Annotated in this window: 10 protein-coding genes; 4 read left to right on the top strand and 6 right to left on the bottom strand. The window is 46.1% G+C overall.

Translation table 11 applies throughout. From position 1 onward, the window contains the following. Positions 1–172: 172 nt before the first annotated feature. Positions 173–1,291 carry a tocopherol cyclase family protein gene (locus tag QUB06_RS16505; RefSeq protein WP_333436182.1) on the top strand — a complete coding sequence of 373 codons (1,119 nt, stop codon included), beginning with the start codon at positions 173–175 and terminating at the stop codon, positions 1,289–1,291. 103 nt (positions 1,292–1,394) lie between these two features. Then, complete coding sequence (locus QUB06_RS16510) at positions 1,395–1,895, top strand: plastocyanin/azurin family copper-binding protein (RefSeq protein WP_333436183.1); 501 nt, start codon at positions 1,395–1,397, stop codon at positions 1,893–1,895. A gap of 70 nt (positions 1,896–1,965) precedes the next feature. Here QUB06_RS16510 and clpS read toward each other — a convergent pair whose 3' ends face one another. The 4 genes from clpS to pflB all read right to left on the bottom strand — a co-directional run bounded on the left by clpS (position 1,966) and on the right by pflB (position 8,513). Beyond that, positions 1,966–2,259 (bottom strand): ATP-dependent Clp protease adapter ClpS, encoded by a 294-nt coding sequence (gene clpS, locus QUB06_RS16515; protein ID WP_006633998.1) that lies wholly within the window; start codon positions 2,257–2,259, stop codon positions 1,966–1,968. Positions 2,260–2,486: 227 nt separating this feature from the next. Next, positions 2,487–5,120: a bifunctional acetaldehyde-CoA/alcohol dehydrogenase gene (gene adhE, locus QUB06_RS16520; protein WP_333436184.1), complete on the bottom strand. Its 2,634-nt coding sequence runs from the start codon at positions 5,118–5,120 to the stop codon at positions 2,487–2,489. Between the two features lie 124 nt (positions 5,121–5,244). Continuing rightward, positions 5,245–5,985 (bottom strand): pyruvate formate-lyase-activating protein, encoded by a 741-nt coding sequence (pflA, locus tag QUB06_RS16525; protein ID WP_333436185.1) that lies wholly within the window; start codon positions 5,983–5,985, stop codon positions 5,245–5,247. Between the two features lie 299 nt (positions 5,986–6,284). Next, the gene (gene pflB, locus QUB06_RS16530; protein WP_333436186.1) at positions 6,285–8,513 is read right to left on the bottom strand and encodes a formate C-acetyltransferase; all 2,229 of its coding nucleotides are present in this window, start codon (positions 8,511–8,513) and stop codon (positions 6,285–6,287) included. 418 nt (positions 8,514–8,931) lie between these two features. On the opposite strand from pflB, the gene QUB06_RS16535 reads away from it, so the two are divergent. After that, positions 8,932–11,652 carry a bifunctional acetate--CoA ligase family protein/GNAT family N-acetyltransferase gene (locus QUB06_RS16535; protein WP_333436187.1) on the top strand — a complete coding sequence of 907 codons (2,721 nt, stop codon included), beginning with the start codon at positions 8,932–8,934 and terminating at the stop codon, positions 11,650–11,652. A gap of 421 nt (positions 11,653–12,073) precedes the next feature. Here the strand turns inward: QUB06_RS16535 and QUB06_RS16540 are convergent, their stop codons facing one another. Beyond that, the gene (locus QUB06_RS16540) at positions 12,074–12,676 is read right to left on the bottom strand and encodes a superoxide dismutase (RefSeq protein WP_333286234.1); all 603 of its coding nucleotides are present in this window, start codon (positions 12,674–12,676) and stop codon (positions 12,074–12,076) included. A 381-nt stretch (positions 12,677–13,057) separates the two neighbouring features. On the opposite strand from QUB06_RS16540, the gene QUB06_RS16545 reads away from it, so the two are divergent. After that, the gene (locus QUB06_RS16545) at positions 13,058–13,585 is read left to right on the top strand and encodes a phosphate-starvation-inducible PsiE family protein (RefSeq protein ID WP_333436188.1); all 528 of its coding nucleotides are present in this window, start codon (positions 13,058–13,060) and stop codon (positions 13,583–13,585) included. A gap of 139 nt (positions 13,586–13,724) precedes the next feature. Here QUB06_RS16545 and QUB06_RS16550 read toward each other — a convergent pair whose 3' ends face one another. Continuing rightward, on the bottom strand, positions 13,725–14,654 hold the full coding sequence (locus QUB06_RS16550) for a bestrophin family ion channel (protein WP_333436189.1): 930 nt from the start codon (positions 14,652–14,654) through the stop codon (positions 13,725–13,727). Between the last annotated feature and the right edge of the window lie 652 nt (positions 14,655–15,306).

Here is a 15,306-nt window from a genome sequence, read left to right on the forward strand (position 1 = left end):
ATGGGATTAGTCATTAGGAATTGGGCATTGGGCATTGGGCATTGGGCATTGGGCATTGTTAACCGTTGACTGTTGACTGTTGACTGTTAACCGTTAACTAATGACTACTGACTAATGACTACTGACTACTGACTACTGACTACTGACCCTTCTTTCTGCTATTGGTAATTTTATGTCAAATTCACTTTCAAAACTCAAAACTATTGAAACTCCCCACAGTGGCTACCACTGGGACGGCAGTTCCCGCCGCTTTTTTGAAGGCTGGTACTACCGAATAACATTACCGATTCACGGACAATCCTTTGCATTCATGTATTCCATCGAAGACCCCAGAGGCGGTCAACCTTACAGTGGCGGTGCAGCTCAAATTCTCGGCCCGAAAGATAGCTATTTGTGCCGCACCTTGCCCGATGTAAATAAGTTTTGGGCGCACCGAGAAGGCTTGGCTTTCGGACATTGGGGCAGAACAGATTTACAAATTAAACCCCAATATTTAGAGCCGCAAGTATTCGACAGCCGCGTCGAAGAAGGCTATCAAGCTACTGCTACTTTGAATCAAGGTTATTTGCACGATCCAGGAAGCGGCAGCCACTGTTTTTGGCAGTACGAAATTAAACCTATTTATGGCTGGGGAAACTCTGAGGAAATCCAGAAGTCCACGGCGGGAATGGTATCTTTTCTACCCATATTTGAACCGGGATGGCAAATTTTAATGGCTCACGGTTTAGCCACGGGCTGGATCGATTGGAATGACGAACGCTACGAATTTAAAGATGCTCCTGCTTATAGCGAAAAAAACTGGGGCGGTGCTTTTCCGCAAAAGTGGTTTTGGGTTAATTGCAATTGTTTTCAAGGCGAAAGCGATTTAGCTTTAACTGCTGGCGGCGGCAAGCGGGGCGTGCTGTGGTGGATGGAATCTGTAGCAATGATTTGTCTGCATTACCGAGGCAAATTTTACGAATTTGTGCCTTGGAATTCGCAAGTTAGTTGGACTATTGAACCTTGGGGAAGCTGGAAAATGCAGGCGAGAAACAGTCAGTTTGAAGTTGAGTTAATTGCCACTACAAACAGTCCTGGTACTTATCTGCGAGCTCCTACAGAAAAAGGTCTGGCTTTTTGCTGCCGGGATACGACGCACGGCGAATTGCGCTTGCAACTGCGAGAGTTGTTGGGGGGAAATGTGGAAAAAAATGGCAAGCAGCGTTCGAGAATTATCTTAGAGGCTCAAAGTTCTTTATCGGGTTTGGAAGTTGGGGGCGGGCCTTGGGATGAAGTTTGGCGATCGAATTAAGTCATTAGTCAGTAGTCATTAGTCATTAGTCAGTAGTCATTAGTCATTAGTCAGTAGTCATTAGTCAGTAGTCAGTTAATAGTTAACAGTAGTCATAACAGCCATGATCAATTTACTCGGTTTGCAATTAGGCAAATTCTACGGCCGCCAGCGGTTACAACAAGCTCTCAAGGTTATTTTGGGACTAATTTTATGTTTGAGTACAATCTTGATGCCGGCGGCAATTGCTAGTGCTGCCGGTGATTTGTCTCGCCAACCTGTTACCGAAATTACTGTTAGTTTGGGTAACGAAGCTGGGGAACTCAAATTCTTTCCCAATTTGCTAGAATTTGAATCAGGCAAGCGCTATAAATTAGTTCTAAAAAATCCCAGTTCGCAGAAACATTATTTTACTGCTAAAAACTTTGCTGATGCGAGTTGGACTCAAAAAGTTGAAGCTGGGAAAGTGGAAATTAAAGGAGCCATTCACGAATTAGAACTTAAACCGGGCGCTATGGCAGAATGGGTGTTTGTGCCGATGAAATCAGGAAGCTACAACCTGCGCTGTACGGTAGCCGGACATACAGAGGCGGGGATGATTGGCAAAATTACCATCGCCTCTTAAATCCCAATCTCCGTTCAATTTCAGATGAATTACCGAAAAACGATCGAACTTTCGGCCCTCTAGACACTGTTTAAGTAGACTCTAGCGGAGCCATTGTCAGCCCAGCACGGCTCAATTGCATATGATAAAGTTCTGCTTGCTCTTGTGGGCCAACCCAGACGGTGGCCTGGCCTTCGTGGTGGATTTGGTTGGCGAGTTTCCAAGCTTGATCGCTCGTCATCCCTGGAATGTATTTGGTCAAACATTCCACAACGTGCTGAAATGTGTTGAAATCGTCGTTGAGGACTATTACCCGATAGTTGGGATAAGGTTTGCGGGTAACTTGACTCGATCGAACGGGTGCTATGGTTGGTGAAGAGGTCATCGCGCGAACAGCCACTGAAACTACAAGATTTGTAAAATAGTTACCTCTAAAATTGTAACACTATTTCAAAATTTTTCAACCCCTACTTGGTATTTTGATCCGCTTCGGGGTTTATTTTCACCACCGGGCCCTGCGTTAGATTTCTCCAGAAATTGTGGGGAGTAGGGGTTAGGCATCCTACCCCCCATTGACAGGCTTTTGAGGAGAAATCTCTTGCACCGCGCCGATTAAACTACAGTTAACACTCGATCGACCTCAGAAGTGTCGCCGCTGTGAGAGTACGCTTGCACCAGAAGTTGCTTTAAATCTTCAATCAGCGGATAGCGGGGGTTCGCTCCGGTACACTGATCGTCAAAAGCGCGATCGGCCATTTCCTCAACGCGAGCAAAAAAGAAATCATCACTCATTCCCTGACTGGCGATCGCCTCCTGAATCGTGCTAGGAAGCTCTACCTCACGCTTGAGAGCTTCCACCGCTTCGATCAACTTCTCAACTTTCTCATCTTCTGTATCGCCGCCCAAATTCAGATAGTCCGCAATTCGAGCATAACGCCACTTGCTGTTAGGATACTTGTTTTGAGAAAAAATCGCTTGTTTGAACGGAACATCCGTTGCATTGTAGCGAATTACATGGGAAATCATCAGCGCATTCGCTAAACCGTGAGGGACGTGGCAAGTTGCACCTAATTGGTGAGCTACTGAGTGACAAACCCCCAGAAAAGAGTTGGCAAATGCCATCCCGGCCATCGTAGCAGCATAATGTACTTTCTCCCGCGCTTTCGGATCGTTAGCACCATTTTTGTAAGCGCTGGGCAGGTATTTAAACAGCAAACGAATCGATTCTAAAGCCAAACCATTTGTATACTCAGAAGCCAACACAGAAACATAAGCTTCTAAAGCGTGGGTTAGCGCATCAATGCCACCGTAAGCAGTCAGTTTTCGAGGCATATTCAGCGTAAGTTCTGGATCGACGATCGCCATACTCGGAGTCAGAGCATAATCTGCAAGCGGATACTTAATCCCCGATCGTTCATCCGTAACAACGGCAAAAGGCGTGACTTCCGAACCCGTTCCCGAAGTAGTTGGAATTGCCACCATAACTGCCTTTGAACCCAAAGGCGGCAGTTCGTATACCCGCTTGCGGATATCCATAAACCGCATCGCCAATCCTTCAAACTCAATTTCTGGATGCTCATACATCAGCCACATTACTTTAGCAGCATCCATCGGCGAGCCACCACCAAAGGCAATAATCGCATCTGGACGGAAACTATTGCAGATTTCTAAACCTTTGCGAACAGTAGCCAGCGAAGGATCGGGTTCCACATCGTAAAATGTGTAGTGATCGATGCCGATTTCTTCCAAACTATCTGTGACTTCCTTAGTCAATCCCAATTCAAACAAAGGTTTATCCGTGACGATCAAAGCACGCTTCTTACCTGCAAGATCCCTCAAAGCTACAGGAAGACAACCCGACTTAAAATAAATCTTGGGAGGAATGCGGAACCAGAGCATATTCTCGCGCCGTTCTGCTACGGTTTTGATATTCAGCAGGTGATGGGGTGTCACGTTGACAGAAATCGAATTATCGCCCCAGCTACCACAACCGAGGGTAAGGGAGGGATCGAGGCGGAAATTGTACAAATCGCCGATCGCACCTTGAGAAGAAGGCGTATTAATCAGCACCCGCGAAGTCTCTAGTTTGCTTTCAAAATAACGAATGTGCTTCTGATTGTGCGGAGCCGTGTAGAGTACAGAAGTATGTCCGTGTCCGCCAAAAATTATCAGCGCTTCAGCTTTGTCTACTGCTTCAGTAAAGTCCTTGGCGCGATACATGGCGAGAATCGGCGAAAGTTTTTCACAAGCAAAGGGTTCTTCTTTACCTACCCCCTCAACTTCTCCAATCAAAACCCTGATGTTTGACGGCACTGTAAAACCAGCAATCTGCGCCACCTTTTGCACCGATTGTCCGACTATTTCGGCATTCAATCGACCATCAATTAAGATTACCTGCCGCACTTTTTCCCGTTCTTCCGCATTCAGGAAATAAGCACCGCGCTTGATGAATTCCAGTTGTACTGCATCGTACACCTCATCCACAACAACCACCGATTGTTCCGAAGCACAAATCGTGCCGTTGTCGAAAGTTTTGCTCAGCAAAATTGAGCTGACAGCCATTTGGATGTGGGCGGTTTCATCGATGATGGCGGGAGTATTTCCCGCGCCGACACCGAGGGAGGGATGCCCTGAAGAGTAGGCAGCTTTTACCATTCCCGGCCCGCCAGTTGCCAAAATTAGTTTGATATCGGGGTGCTGCATCAAAGCTTGGGAAAGCGGCACAGTTGGCTCATCAATCCACCCAATAATATCCGGTGGTGCTCCTGCAGCTACAGCAGCATCGAGGATGATTTTTGCCGCCGCAGCCGTGCAGGATTTTGCGCGGGGATGGGGCGAAAATATAATGCCATTTCTCGTCTTGAGCACGATTAAAGACTTAAAGATGGTGGTGGAAGTCGGGTTAGTTACAGGAACGATTCCCGCCAGCACTCCCACGGGTTCGGCAATGCGTTCGTAGCCAAAATGCCGATCGGACTCGATGATACCGCAAGTCTTGTCGTTTTTGTATTTGTTGTAAATCATTTCCGAGGCAAAATGATTTTTGATTGCCTTATCTTCGATGACTCCCATTCCCGATTCTTTGACTGCTGCCTTGGCTAAGGGAATGCGGGCGGCATTAGCGGCTAAAGCTGCTTGCTTGAATATGCGATCGACTTGTTCTTGAGTGTAGGTGGCAAATTCAGCTTGGGCTGCTTTCACTTTTTGAATTAGGACTTCTAATTCTTCTAAATTGGTAACTTTCATGTTGTTTTTACTGATGTTTATTTCGGGAAAATTATTGCCTCAATCTTTGATTGGTAGGGAACCTGCTGATCAACGCAGATCATTTCAAGATTGTGGGTGACTTGTGAACGCGGTCTTTTAATTATTATATACCGCTAGCTCCGATCGCATTGACGCCGCGACTCCGAAAAATATCAACAGTTTGTTGCACGAGTTCCGGTGAAGCGGGAGGTGTATCCTTGAGTTCGTAATCAAATTTTAATTGTTCCCATTTGTATTCTCCCATTTTATGAAATGGTAATACTTCTACTTTTTCCACATTGTTCAGATTGGCAATAAACTCCGCTAATTTTTCTACGTTTTCGATGTGATCGGTGAGGTGAGGAACGAGAACAAATCGAATCCACGTCGGTTTGCCAATTTCGCTGAGATATTTGGCCATTGCTAAAGTAGGCTCGATCGAAACGTTGGTGACTTTGTAATACAGTTCGGGAATGTAGGATTTAATGTCCAATAAAACCAGATCGGCCATTTCTAGCACCGGTTTAGCAACTTCTAAAACACAGAAGCCTGATGTGTCCAGGGCTGTATGCAAGCCCATTTGATGACAGCGGGTAAAGATTTCTCTGACAAAATCCGGCTGCATCAATGGTTCGCCACCGCTGACTGTAACGCCTCCTTTCCGCAGGTAGGATTTACATTTTGTAATTTGATCGATTAAATAATCGACTGTTACTTCTTTACCATCGTGGGAATTGCGACAGTCGGGATTGTGACAGTAAAGACAGCGTAACGGACAGCCTTGGGTGAAGACGATAAACCGGATTCCGGGGCCGTCTACAGTACCAAATGTTTCGATTGAATGAATGCGACCAATTCCAGACATTTAATTTGCTGTTGGTTGGTTGGGCTTTTGAGAGTAGGGAGGAGCGGGAGGGCGGGGTTAACAATAGCCGGAAAACTTTTCGGATCTTTTGTTTATAGCCGAGACTCGCTCCCCCTGGCCAAGGGCGGGCACGGGGGCACCGCCCCTACGAAGGGGGATTTTCAGACTTTCCGGTTCTCCCTTTCTTAAGGCTAGGGGGGATTGAGCTTAATTGTTTAACAGCTTCTTCAGTCCCCCTCTGTTCGGATGAAAGTTTGACTATTGAGCGGTTGAAACCGCCGAGTTTTTTCTGCTGGGATTTAGACGCGCTCGTGGAAAGTCCGTTTAATCACATCTAATTGCTGTTCGCGGGTAAGTTTGATGAAATTAACCGCATAACCGGAGACGCGAATTGTTAGCTGGGGATAGTTTTCTGGATGTTCCATCGCATCTAGTAATGTTTGCCGATCGAGGGCGTTAACATTGATGTGATGGCCGCCATCGTGGAAGTAACCGTCTAACAGACCAACTAGGTTATTAGTCCGATCGCTCTCCATTCTGCCCAAGGCCTGCGGTACAATCGAAAAAGTATTCGATATGCCATCTTGACAATCACTGTAAGGCAGTTTTGCTACAGAAGATAAGGATGCGATCGCCCCACAGGAATCTCGGCCGTGCATCGGGTTAGCACCGGGAGCAAAGGGTTCGCCTGCTTTACGTCCGTCGGGAGTGCTACCAGTTTTTTTGCCGTACACTACGTTAGAGGTAATCGTTAGTACCGATTGAGTCGCTACAGCCCCACGGTAGGTTTTGTGCTGGCGAATTTCGTTCATGAAGCTTTGCACAAGTTCGATCGCCAGACTGTCTACGCGATCGTCATTATTGCCGTATTTGGGATATTCTCCTTCGATCGAGTAATCCACTGCCAAACCTTGCTCGTTGCGACTCACCTTAACTTTAGCGTGTTTAATCGCCGATAGGGAGTCCGCCACCACAGACAATCCGGCAATTCCGCAGGCCATTGTCCGGTAAACATCGCGATCGTGCAATGCCATTTCCAGGCGTTCGTAGCAGTATTTGTCGTGCATATAGTGAATGACATTCAGCGTATTGATATACGTTTTTGCCAACCACGCCATCATGTCATGGAACCTGGCTCTTACCTCTTCATAATCGAGATATTCGGTAGTAATCGGTGGGAACTGCGGCGCGATTTGCTCGCCGGACTTCTCATCTTTACCGCCGTTAATCGCATAGAGCAAAGTCTTAGCCAAGTTAACTCGCGCGCCGAAAAACTGCATTTGCTTGCCAATTCGCATGGCGGAAACACAACAGGCGATCGCGTAATCATCGCCGTATTGAGGACGCATCAAGTCGTCGTTTTCGTACTGAATCGAACTCGTCTCGCTGGATACCTTGGCACAGAATTCTTTGAAGTTTTCCGGCAAGTTTTCCGACCACAAAACAGTGAGGTTTGGTTCTGGTGCAGTACCGAGGTTTGACAGGGTGTGCAAGAATCGGAAACTGTTACGAGTTACCAATGTTCTACCGTCAGTGCTTATACCGCCGATCGCCTCTGTTACCCAAGTTGGATCGCCAGAAAACAGAGCGTTATAGTCGGGAGTTCGCAAAAACCGCACCATGCGGAGTTTCATTACAAAATGGTCGATCAGTTCTTGCAATTCCTGTTCGGAACTCGCGCCACTTTGCAAATCGCGCTCGAAATAAATGTCTAAGAACGTCGATACGCGGCCGAGAGACATCGCTGCCCCGTTTTGTTCTTTCACTGCTCCCAAGTAGCCAAAATACACCCACTGGACAGCTTCTCGTGCGTTTGCCGCCGGACGGCTAATATCAAAGCCGTAGCTAGCAGCCATTTCTTTTAACTCAAACAATGCCCGAATTTGCTCGGATAACTCTTCGCGCAAACGAATTGTTGCCTCGTCCATCGCCTCTAGTTCGAGTGATTCTTGCTGGGTTTTTTTATCATCAATTAGGCGATCGACACCGTACAAAGCAACGCGCCGATAGTCACCGATGATCCGCCCGCGTCCATAGGCATCTGGCAAACCTGTGATGATACCAGAACGTCTCGCCAGACGCATCGAGCGCGTGTAAACATCGAATACACCATCGTTATGAGTTTTGCGATATTTCGTAAATATTTCTTCTGTTTGCCGATCGAGCTGATAGCCGTAAGCTTCTAAACCGGACTTGACCACGCGAATTCCCCCCAAGGGCATAATCGCGCGTTTCAAAGGTCGATCTGTTTGCAAACCTACTATTTGTTCTAAGTCGCGATCGATGTATCCTGCTGCATGAGCCGTGATAGATGTGGGAACTTTTGTATCAACATCCAATACACTTTTTTCGCGCTCTTGCTTCATTAATTCCAGAACTTTTTGCCAAAGCTGCTGGGTTTTTTCGGTTGGTGCTGTGAGAAATTCTGCATTCCCTTCGTAGGGGGTGTAATTCTTTTGGATGAAGTCTCTGACGTTGACTTCGTTTGTCCAGTTGCCTTCAGTAAAGCCGTGCCATTCTGCAAACATAGCTTGCTTTCCCCTCAATTTTTTGTTAGCGATCGATCTTTTCTTCTTCGACCACTACATCTAGTATATATTTAATTTCACTATTTTAAATCCTCAGTTCGCTATTTGTTACAAAAGTTGACTTGCTAATTCCGTGGGAAGAATTAAGATAGATAGTATCCAGAGCATCCTCTTGAATTATTGTTGAGGAAGCTCTGAGCAACTTGGCTCCCCAACTAACACTTGGACAACGGAAATGTTGTTTAAGGGCGGGTCGATCGGCAACGGGAATGAGATTTTTGGGTCACGAACCGCGAACACGAGAGAAAGATGAAGAAAAAGCCGAAAAAGAGTTCGGATTTGATTCGGTGATTGTTATCGAAAGCAGAGCAATATTAATTGCTGATTAATTGAAGTAGGTATTATGCAGATAAATTCAATGAATCAAAGCACTGCGAGCGATCGGGCTCACGATATTTGGAAAGAACAGCGTCATCCGCTCGATCGGATTTTTCGGCCTCGCTCCGTGGCTGTAATCGGCGCAACAGAGAGAGAAGGAAGCGTCGGACGAACTCTCCTGTGGAACTTGATTCGGAATCCGTTTGGCGGAACAGTTTTTCCAGTGAATCCCCAGCGCCACAGCGTCTTGGGACTCAAGTCTTATCCTGACATTGCTAGCGTCCCGGAAAGAGTGGATCTGGCGGTGATTGCTACGCCTGCTGCTGGGGTGCCGCAAGTGATCCGCGAATGTATCGCTGCTGGGGTGAAAGGGGCAATTATTGTTTCTGCCGGCTTTAAAGAGATTGGTGCGGCTGGGGAGGCTTTAGAACAGCAAGTTCTCGCCCAAGCGCGTCTGGGCGGAATGCGGATTATCGGCCCAAATTGCCTCGGTGTGATGAATCCTGTGGTTGGCCTCAATGCTACTTTTGCAGGTACGATCGCCCGTCCGGGTAATGTCGCCTTCATCAGTCAAAGCGGCGCCCTCTGTACTTCGATTCTCGACTGGAGTTTGGGGGAAAATGTCGGTTTTAGCGCCTTTGTGTCGATCGGCTCTATGCTCGATGTCGGTTGGGGCGATCTGATCGAGTATTTCGGGGACGATCCCCATACTCACAGTATCGTTTTGTACATGGAATCTATGGGTGATGCTCGTTCGTTTCTGTCCGCCGCCCGCCCAGTGGCGATCGACAAACCGATCATCATTCTCAAGGTAGGACGTACCGCCGCCGCCGCCCAAGCCGCCGCATCCCATACGGGAGCTTTGACCGGCAGCGATGACGTGCTTAACGCTGCTTTCCGCCGCTGTGGCGCGTTGCGGGTACATACGATTTCCGATTTGTTCGACATGGCAGAAATTCTGGCCAAGCAACCGCGACCGCAGGGCAACCGCCTATCGATCGTCACCAATGCAGGAGGCCCAGGGGCGATCGCCACTGATGCCTTAATTAGCGACGGCGGTGCGCTGGCAAATCTGTCACCGGAGACGGTGCAGCAGCTTGATGAGTTTTTGCCGCCTCAGTGGAGTCATCACAACCCGATCGATATTTTGGGCGATGCTAGTAGCGATCTTTACGCCAAAACTCTAGAAGTGGTCGCTCCCGATCCCAATAGTGACGGATTGCTGGTCATCCTGACGCCACAAGCGATGACAAATCCCACCCAAACCGCAGAAAAACTCAAGTCTTACAGCCAACTCGGAAAGCCCTTATTAGCAAGCTGGATGGGCGGTGTGGAAGTGTCAGCGGGAACGCAAATTCTCAATCAGGCAAATATTCCGACTTTCCCTTATCCCGATACCGCCGTCAGGTTATTCAACTATATGTGGCGGTACACATACAACCTGCGCGCTATCTACGAAACGCCATCTCTCCCCGCTGATTGCGAAATCGAGACTTCCGGGTGTGCGACTGCTGCGAAGATTTTGACTGCCGCGGGCCAAAACAATCGCACTCTATTAACCGAGTACGAATCAAAACAGTTGCTAGCAGCTTACGGCATTCCCACCGTAGCGACAGAAATTGCAGCAAGTGCGGCCGAAGCTGTGGAAATTGCCGAGATCCTCGGTTATCCAGTGGTGCTAAAACTCCATTCTGAGACGATTACTCACAAAACCGATGTGGGGGGTGTAAAACTAAATTTAGGCGATGCTAACGCTGTAATTAGTGCCTTTGAGGGGATCTCCCAGCGGGTACGGGCGATCGATCCTGCAGCGTTGCTTGGCGTAACCGTGCAGCCGATGGTGCATTTGGAAGGCTATGAACTAATTTTGGGTAGCAGTATTGACCCACAATTTGGGCCGGTGATGCTGTTTGGTTCCGGGGGACAATTAGTGGAAGTCTTTCAAGATCGATCGCTGGCACTTCCGCCTTTAAATACGACCCTAGCGCGGCGGATGATGGAGCAAACGCGCATCTATAAAGCTTTGCAAGGAGTGCGCGGTCGATCGGCAATTGACCTGGTACAACTCGAACAGTTATTAGTTCGTTTCAGTCAACTAATTGTAGAGCAACCTCAAATTTCCGAGATTGATATTAATCCGCTGTTGGTTTCTCCTGAAGGTGCGATCGCTCTTGATGCCCGCGTTGTTCTCCAGACAACAGAAAACCGCATTTCACCCGCGATTCGCCCCTATCCTACGCAATACGTTCAAAAATGGTCAACAAACGGCGATCGTCCCCTCACGATCCGTCCGATTCGCCCAGAAGATGAGCCGCTGATGGTGCTCTTCCACCAAGAACTTTCGGAAGAGAGCGTGTATTTGCGCTACGCTCACATGGTAAAGTTAAAGCACCGCATCGCTCACGAACGTTTGACCCGGATTTGTTTTATTGACTACGATCGCGAAATGGTGTTAGTAGCCGATCGTCAAGACCCGGAAACCTCAGAACACCGGGTTTTGGGAGTAGCCCGTCTGAGCAAACTCCACGGCACAAACCAAGCCGAATTTGCGCTGATCGTTAGCGATAGCTATCAGAAGCGCGGTTTGGGAACAGAATTATTGAGGCGGATGCTGCAAATTGGTCAGGAAGAGAAATTAGAGGCGATCGTTGGCTACATTCTCAATAGCAACTACCAGATGCAGAGCCTCTGTAAAAAACTAGGATTTGAACTCCAACCAGACCGAGGCGAAGGAATGTTGAAAGCTGTTTTTGTCTGCTAATAGCAAGTTTGGTTAAATATAGCCTTTCTCAGTAACATGAGGTGCTCATAGGGCATAGGGCATAGGGCATAGGGCATAGGGCATAGGGCATAGGATTCGCCCCCATACCTCACCACGCTTGAGAACCGCTATAATATCAATTCCGGCTGCGCCGCAATGATATCAAATCCGCGTTTCATCGTCCTGAAAAAGTCGAACCAAGCTGCCAACAAATAAGCGCGCCATTTCCAGTTTTTTGATTCACCGTCAACAGTCAACAGTCAACAGTCAACAGTCAACAGTCAACAGTCAACAGTCAACAGTCAACAATGACGAACGGTGCAACCGGAATCGATATAATTCTCATTTATCACGACTAAAGTTCTCACTACAAACCTATAAAGTTTGTAGTGAGGACTTTAGTCCTCAAACTCAGAAGCTACTAAGCCGCAGCCAAATTTGCTGCTGCAAACTCCCAGTTAGCCAAATTATCCAAGAAATTAGTAATGTAGTCGGGACGGCGGTTTTGGAAATCCAAATAATAAGCGTGTTCCCACACATCCAAAGTCAGCAACGGAGTTTGGCCGTGTGCTACCGGAGTGTCAGCGTTAGCAGTTTTGGTGACTTTCAAAGTGCCGTTGTCCAAAACCAGCCAAGCCCAGCCGCTACCGAACTGAGTTGTCGCAGCAGTCTTAAATTCTTCTTTGAATTTGTCGAAGCTGCCGAAGTCGGCGTTGATTTTCTCAGCTAAAGCTCCTGTCGGAGTGCCACCGCCGCCCGGTGCGAGGGAATTCCAGAAAAAATTGTGGTTCCAAACTTGACCTGCATTGTTGAAAATGCCGGCTTTGGATGGGTCTTTAGCAGATTCCTTGACAATTTCTTCAAGGGATTTGCTCGCCATTTCAGTTCCTTCAATCAGTTTATTCAGATTGGTCACGTAAGCAGCGTGGTGCTTGTCGTGGTGGAATGAAAAAGTGTTGGCCGACATATGACCTGACTCTAGGGCGTCAGCGGCGAAGGGTAATGGTGCAAGTTCAAATGCCATTGTGTTCAATCCTCTCTGGATTACTTTTGGTTTTTGGGCTAACTTTCCGGCTGTTGTATGATTAAAGCCGAGAGTCGCTAGCTTGAGTTTATCAAGCTGTGGTAAATAATTCTTTACAATTTTCATATTTTATAGCAGTTGGGGCATTCCAGCATTCAGACTTGTATTTTTGAGATATCAAAGCTACTTATTGCAGGCTTCACATAGCATAAAGTATCACTAAATGTCAAGCCACCTGGGTGGCAAATAAAAGTGTGTGTGAAATTGTCAACCAATCGAAATTTTATGAGACTGATAAATAGATTAAACCTGTAAATTGTCAAAGATTAACCTAAGTTCAATTAAGCTGTAAAAAAGTCAAACAAGTTGCAGGAGCTGTCAATGGAAAAGCGTTTAAACAACTCGTCCAGTCACCCCCCTCAATGGTTGAATCTGCAATTAATCGTCACCGCTCTGGAAACAGTCCAAGACTTAATTGTAATTTCCCTATGTATTGGCTTGTTTTGTTTCATGGTGCTAGAACTGCGAGAAATGTTCTTTTCGCTGCTACCTCCTTTGAATTTCCAGGAAGTCACGGCAGATATTTTGTTTCTATTAGTTTTAGTGGAATTATTTCGGTTGCTAATTATTTACTTGCAAGAAAAAAGAGTTTCGATCGGCGTAGCTGTGGAAGTTTGTATTGTATCAGTTTTGCGAGAAGTGATAGTGCGGGGAGTGCTGGAAACTCCCTCGGTTCAAATATTATCAACAGGCGCATTTTTGCTGGTTTTGGCAGTGTTGTTGGTAGTCCGAGTTTGGTTGCCGCCAACCTTCGAGGGAATTGACCCGGAACGTCGCATGGCTAGCAGAAAGAGAAATTTTTCAGACAATAAATCACCTTCAGAACCTCTGGAACTCAATCGATTTTAGATTTTACATTACAGAATACCCAGAACCCCGACTTCTTAAAGAAGTCGGGGATCTAAAAGTTTTCTTTGATATAAGTCTTACTTATCAAAAAATCCCTGTCTTTTTTATGTGGAGCCAAACTCCTACACAACCGATATGCTCATTGAATATGCGTTTTCCCTGTTGATGTTTCAATGCTGTCTAGCTTTGTTCCACCAGCAATTAATTCTTCAGTATCGTTGTGCAACTTTTTGCAAAGCCGATCCATGGGAATATCGTTAGCATCGTATCCAAAGGGATTTTCAATTTCTAAACCGATCGCCTCAACGCCAAACAACCCAAAAGACACTACCCCAACAACGGGAATTGTCCACCATTGCAAATCTTTTACCATCTGAAAAGGCAGTGCCAAACAATATAAAAGTAACAGATGCCGTAGGTGAATCGAATAAGCTTTGGGCATCGGCGCAGCTAAAATGCGTTCGCAGCGAGACAGACATTCTACTAATTGATCCAGCAAGCGATTGAGGGAGGCAAATTGAATACTATCGATGTGCTTTTGGGTATACTGTTTAGTTAGATAGCTCCCAATCCATTGCGTCACTTTCAATGGCATATTAGTGACATATTGCAACTCTAAACATTGTTCAGGAGAAACAACAGACTTTAAGTCTTCGTCAACTCCAGCGTGTCTTAAATGCTGTTTCATTGCCATAAAAAAAGCTGGTACTAAGCGCAAATAAGCGGCTTTTTCCTGAGAATCTGCTAAAGTTGGGTCGGGAATTGTCATCCACATTTGTCTTGAAAGATTACGACCAGTAAATATAGTCATACCGGCAATTTGCCAGCCTTCCCAAAATCTTTCGTAGGCTGTATTAGTCCGAAAAACTAATAGTAATCCTAAAACAATTCCCGGTATTAATCCAGTTAAAATTGGTTGGCTCAGACCTGGATATCCATTTGTGTAAAGGATGGTAATGATCAAAGCCATTACCATACTCAAAAGCACTTGGTTTTTGATATCCCGAATGACGGAACTTTTTAAATCTAGAGCTAGCTTAAACCAATTATTCCGGTCAAAATTTATCATACAAATTGCCTCAATTAGAATGGAACCTTATTTACGACTGATGGTGGAATGGGCATTTACCAGACTCAGATTTCTCCTGCCAAGGATCTGGTAGATAGAAATAATTGGGTTTGAGCAAACGATAAACAGATATTACTTCTGAATTCATGGTAAAAATGTAGCTTAAGACACAAAACATGGTGCTTGAACAACTGGAAACCTGATGTTTCCTTTGACATAAGTCTTACTTATATCCTTATCCCCCAAAGAACCAAACAGAGTCCATTATCTAATTTCTACTTAAAATTCAATAGAAAAAGATTTTAATACAGATTGACGACGATCGATAATTACCTACATAATTAAGGACAAAATTTAATTTTTATACACCTTGCGATAACGCTTGCAGAGAAAGGACTACATATATTTTTTAGCAAAAACTCCCAGCTTCCAGCTATAGGTGGGGTGTGCCAGCTATAGCTGTAATCTGATGACGAAAGGTGGTAATGAGATATTTCACAACTTTGAGAAGCAGCTAATCGTAAAAAAGGTTAAGATAAAACTGGCAACAAAGACAGTGAGAGGGATGGTAACTTTGAGTCATTATCGTTGCTTTCAATATTTTGTTTAAAGCTTTGAGGTATACATCCAAACCGGGAGAACTTGCAGCTTA

Origin of the sequence: Microcoleus sp. D2_18a_D3, from assembly GCF_036702455.1 — a bacterium.
Taxonomy (GTDB): Bacteria; Cyanobacteriota; Cyanobacteriia; order Cyanobacteriales; family Microcoleaceae; genus Microcoleus.

Excerpts from the sequence above, each read along its gene's own strand:
- pflA (WP_333436185.1), bottom strand. The coding sequence starts at position 5,985 with ATGTCTGGAATTGGTCGCATTCATTCAATCGAAACATTTGGTACTGTA.
- pflB (WP_333436186.1), bottom strand. The coding sequence starts at position 8,513 with ATGTTTGCAGAATGGCACGGCTTTACTGAAGGCAACTGGACAAACGAA.
- QUB06_RS16545 (WP_333436188.1), top strand. The coding sequence starts at position 13,058 with ATGGAAAAGCGTTTAAACAACTCGTCCAGTCACCCCCCTCAATGGTTG.
- QUB06_RS16510 (WP_333436183.1), top strand. The coding sequence starts at position 1,395 with ATGATCAATTTACTCGGTTTGCAATTAGGCAAATTCTACGGCCGCCAG.
- clpS (WP_006633998.1), bottom strand. The coding sequence starts at position 2,259 with ATGACCTCTTCACCAACCATAGCACCCGTTCGATCGAGTCAAGTTACC.
- QUB06_RS16505 (WP_333436182.1), top strand. The coding sequence starts at position 173 with ATGTCAAATTCACTTTCAAAACTCAAAACTATTGAAACTCCCCACAGT.
- adhE (WP_333436184.1), bottom strand. The coding sequence starts at position 5,120 with ATGAAAGTTACCAATTTAGAAGAATTAGAAGTCCTAATTCAAAAAGTG.
- QUB06_RS16550 (WP_333436189.1), bottom strand. The coding sequence starts at position 14,654 with ATGATAAATTTTGACCGGAATAATTGGTTTAAGCTAGCTCTAGATTTA.
- QUB06_RS16540 (WP_333286234.1), bottom strand. The coding sequence starts at position 12,676 with ATGGCATTTGAACTTGCACCATTACCCTTCGCCGCTGACGCCCTAGAG.
- QUB06_RS16535 (WP_333436187.1), top strand. The coding sequence starts at position 8,932 with ATGAATCAAAGCACTGCGAGCGATCGGGCTCACGATATTTGGAAAGAA.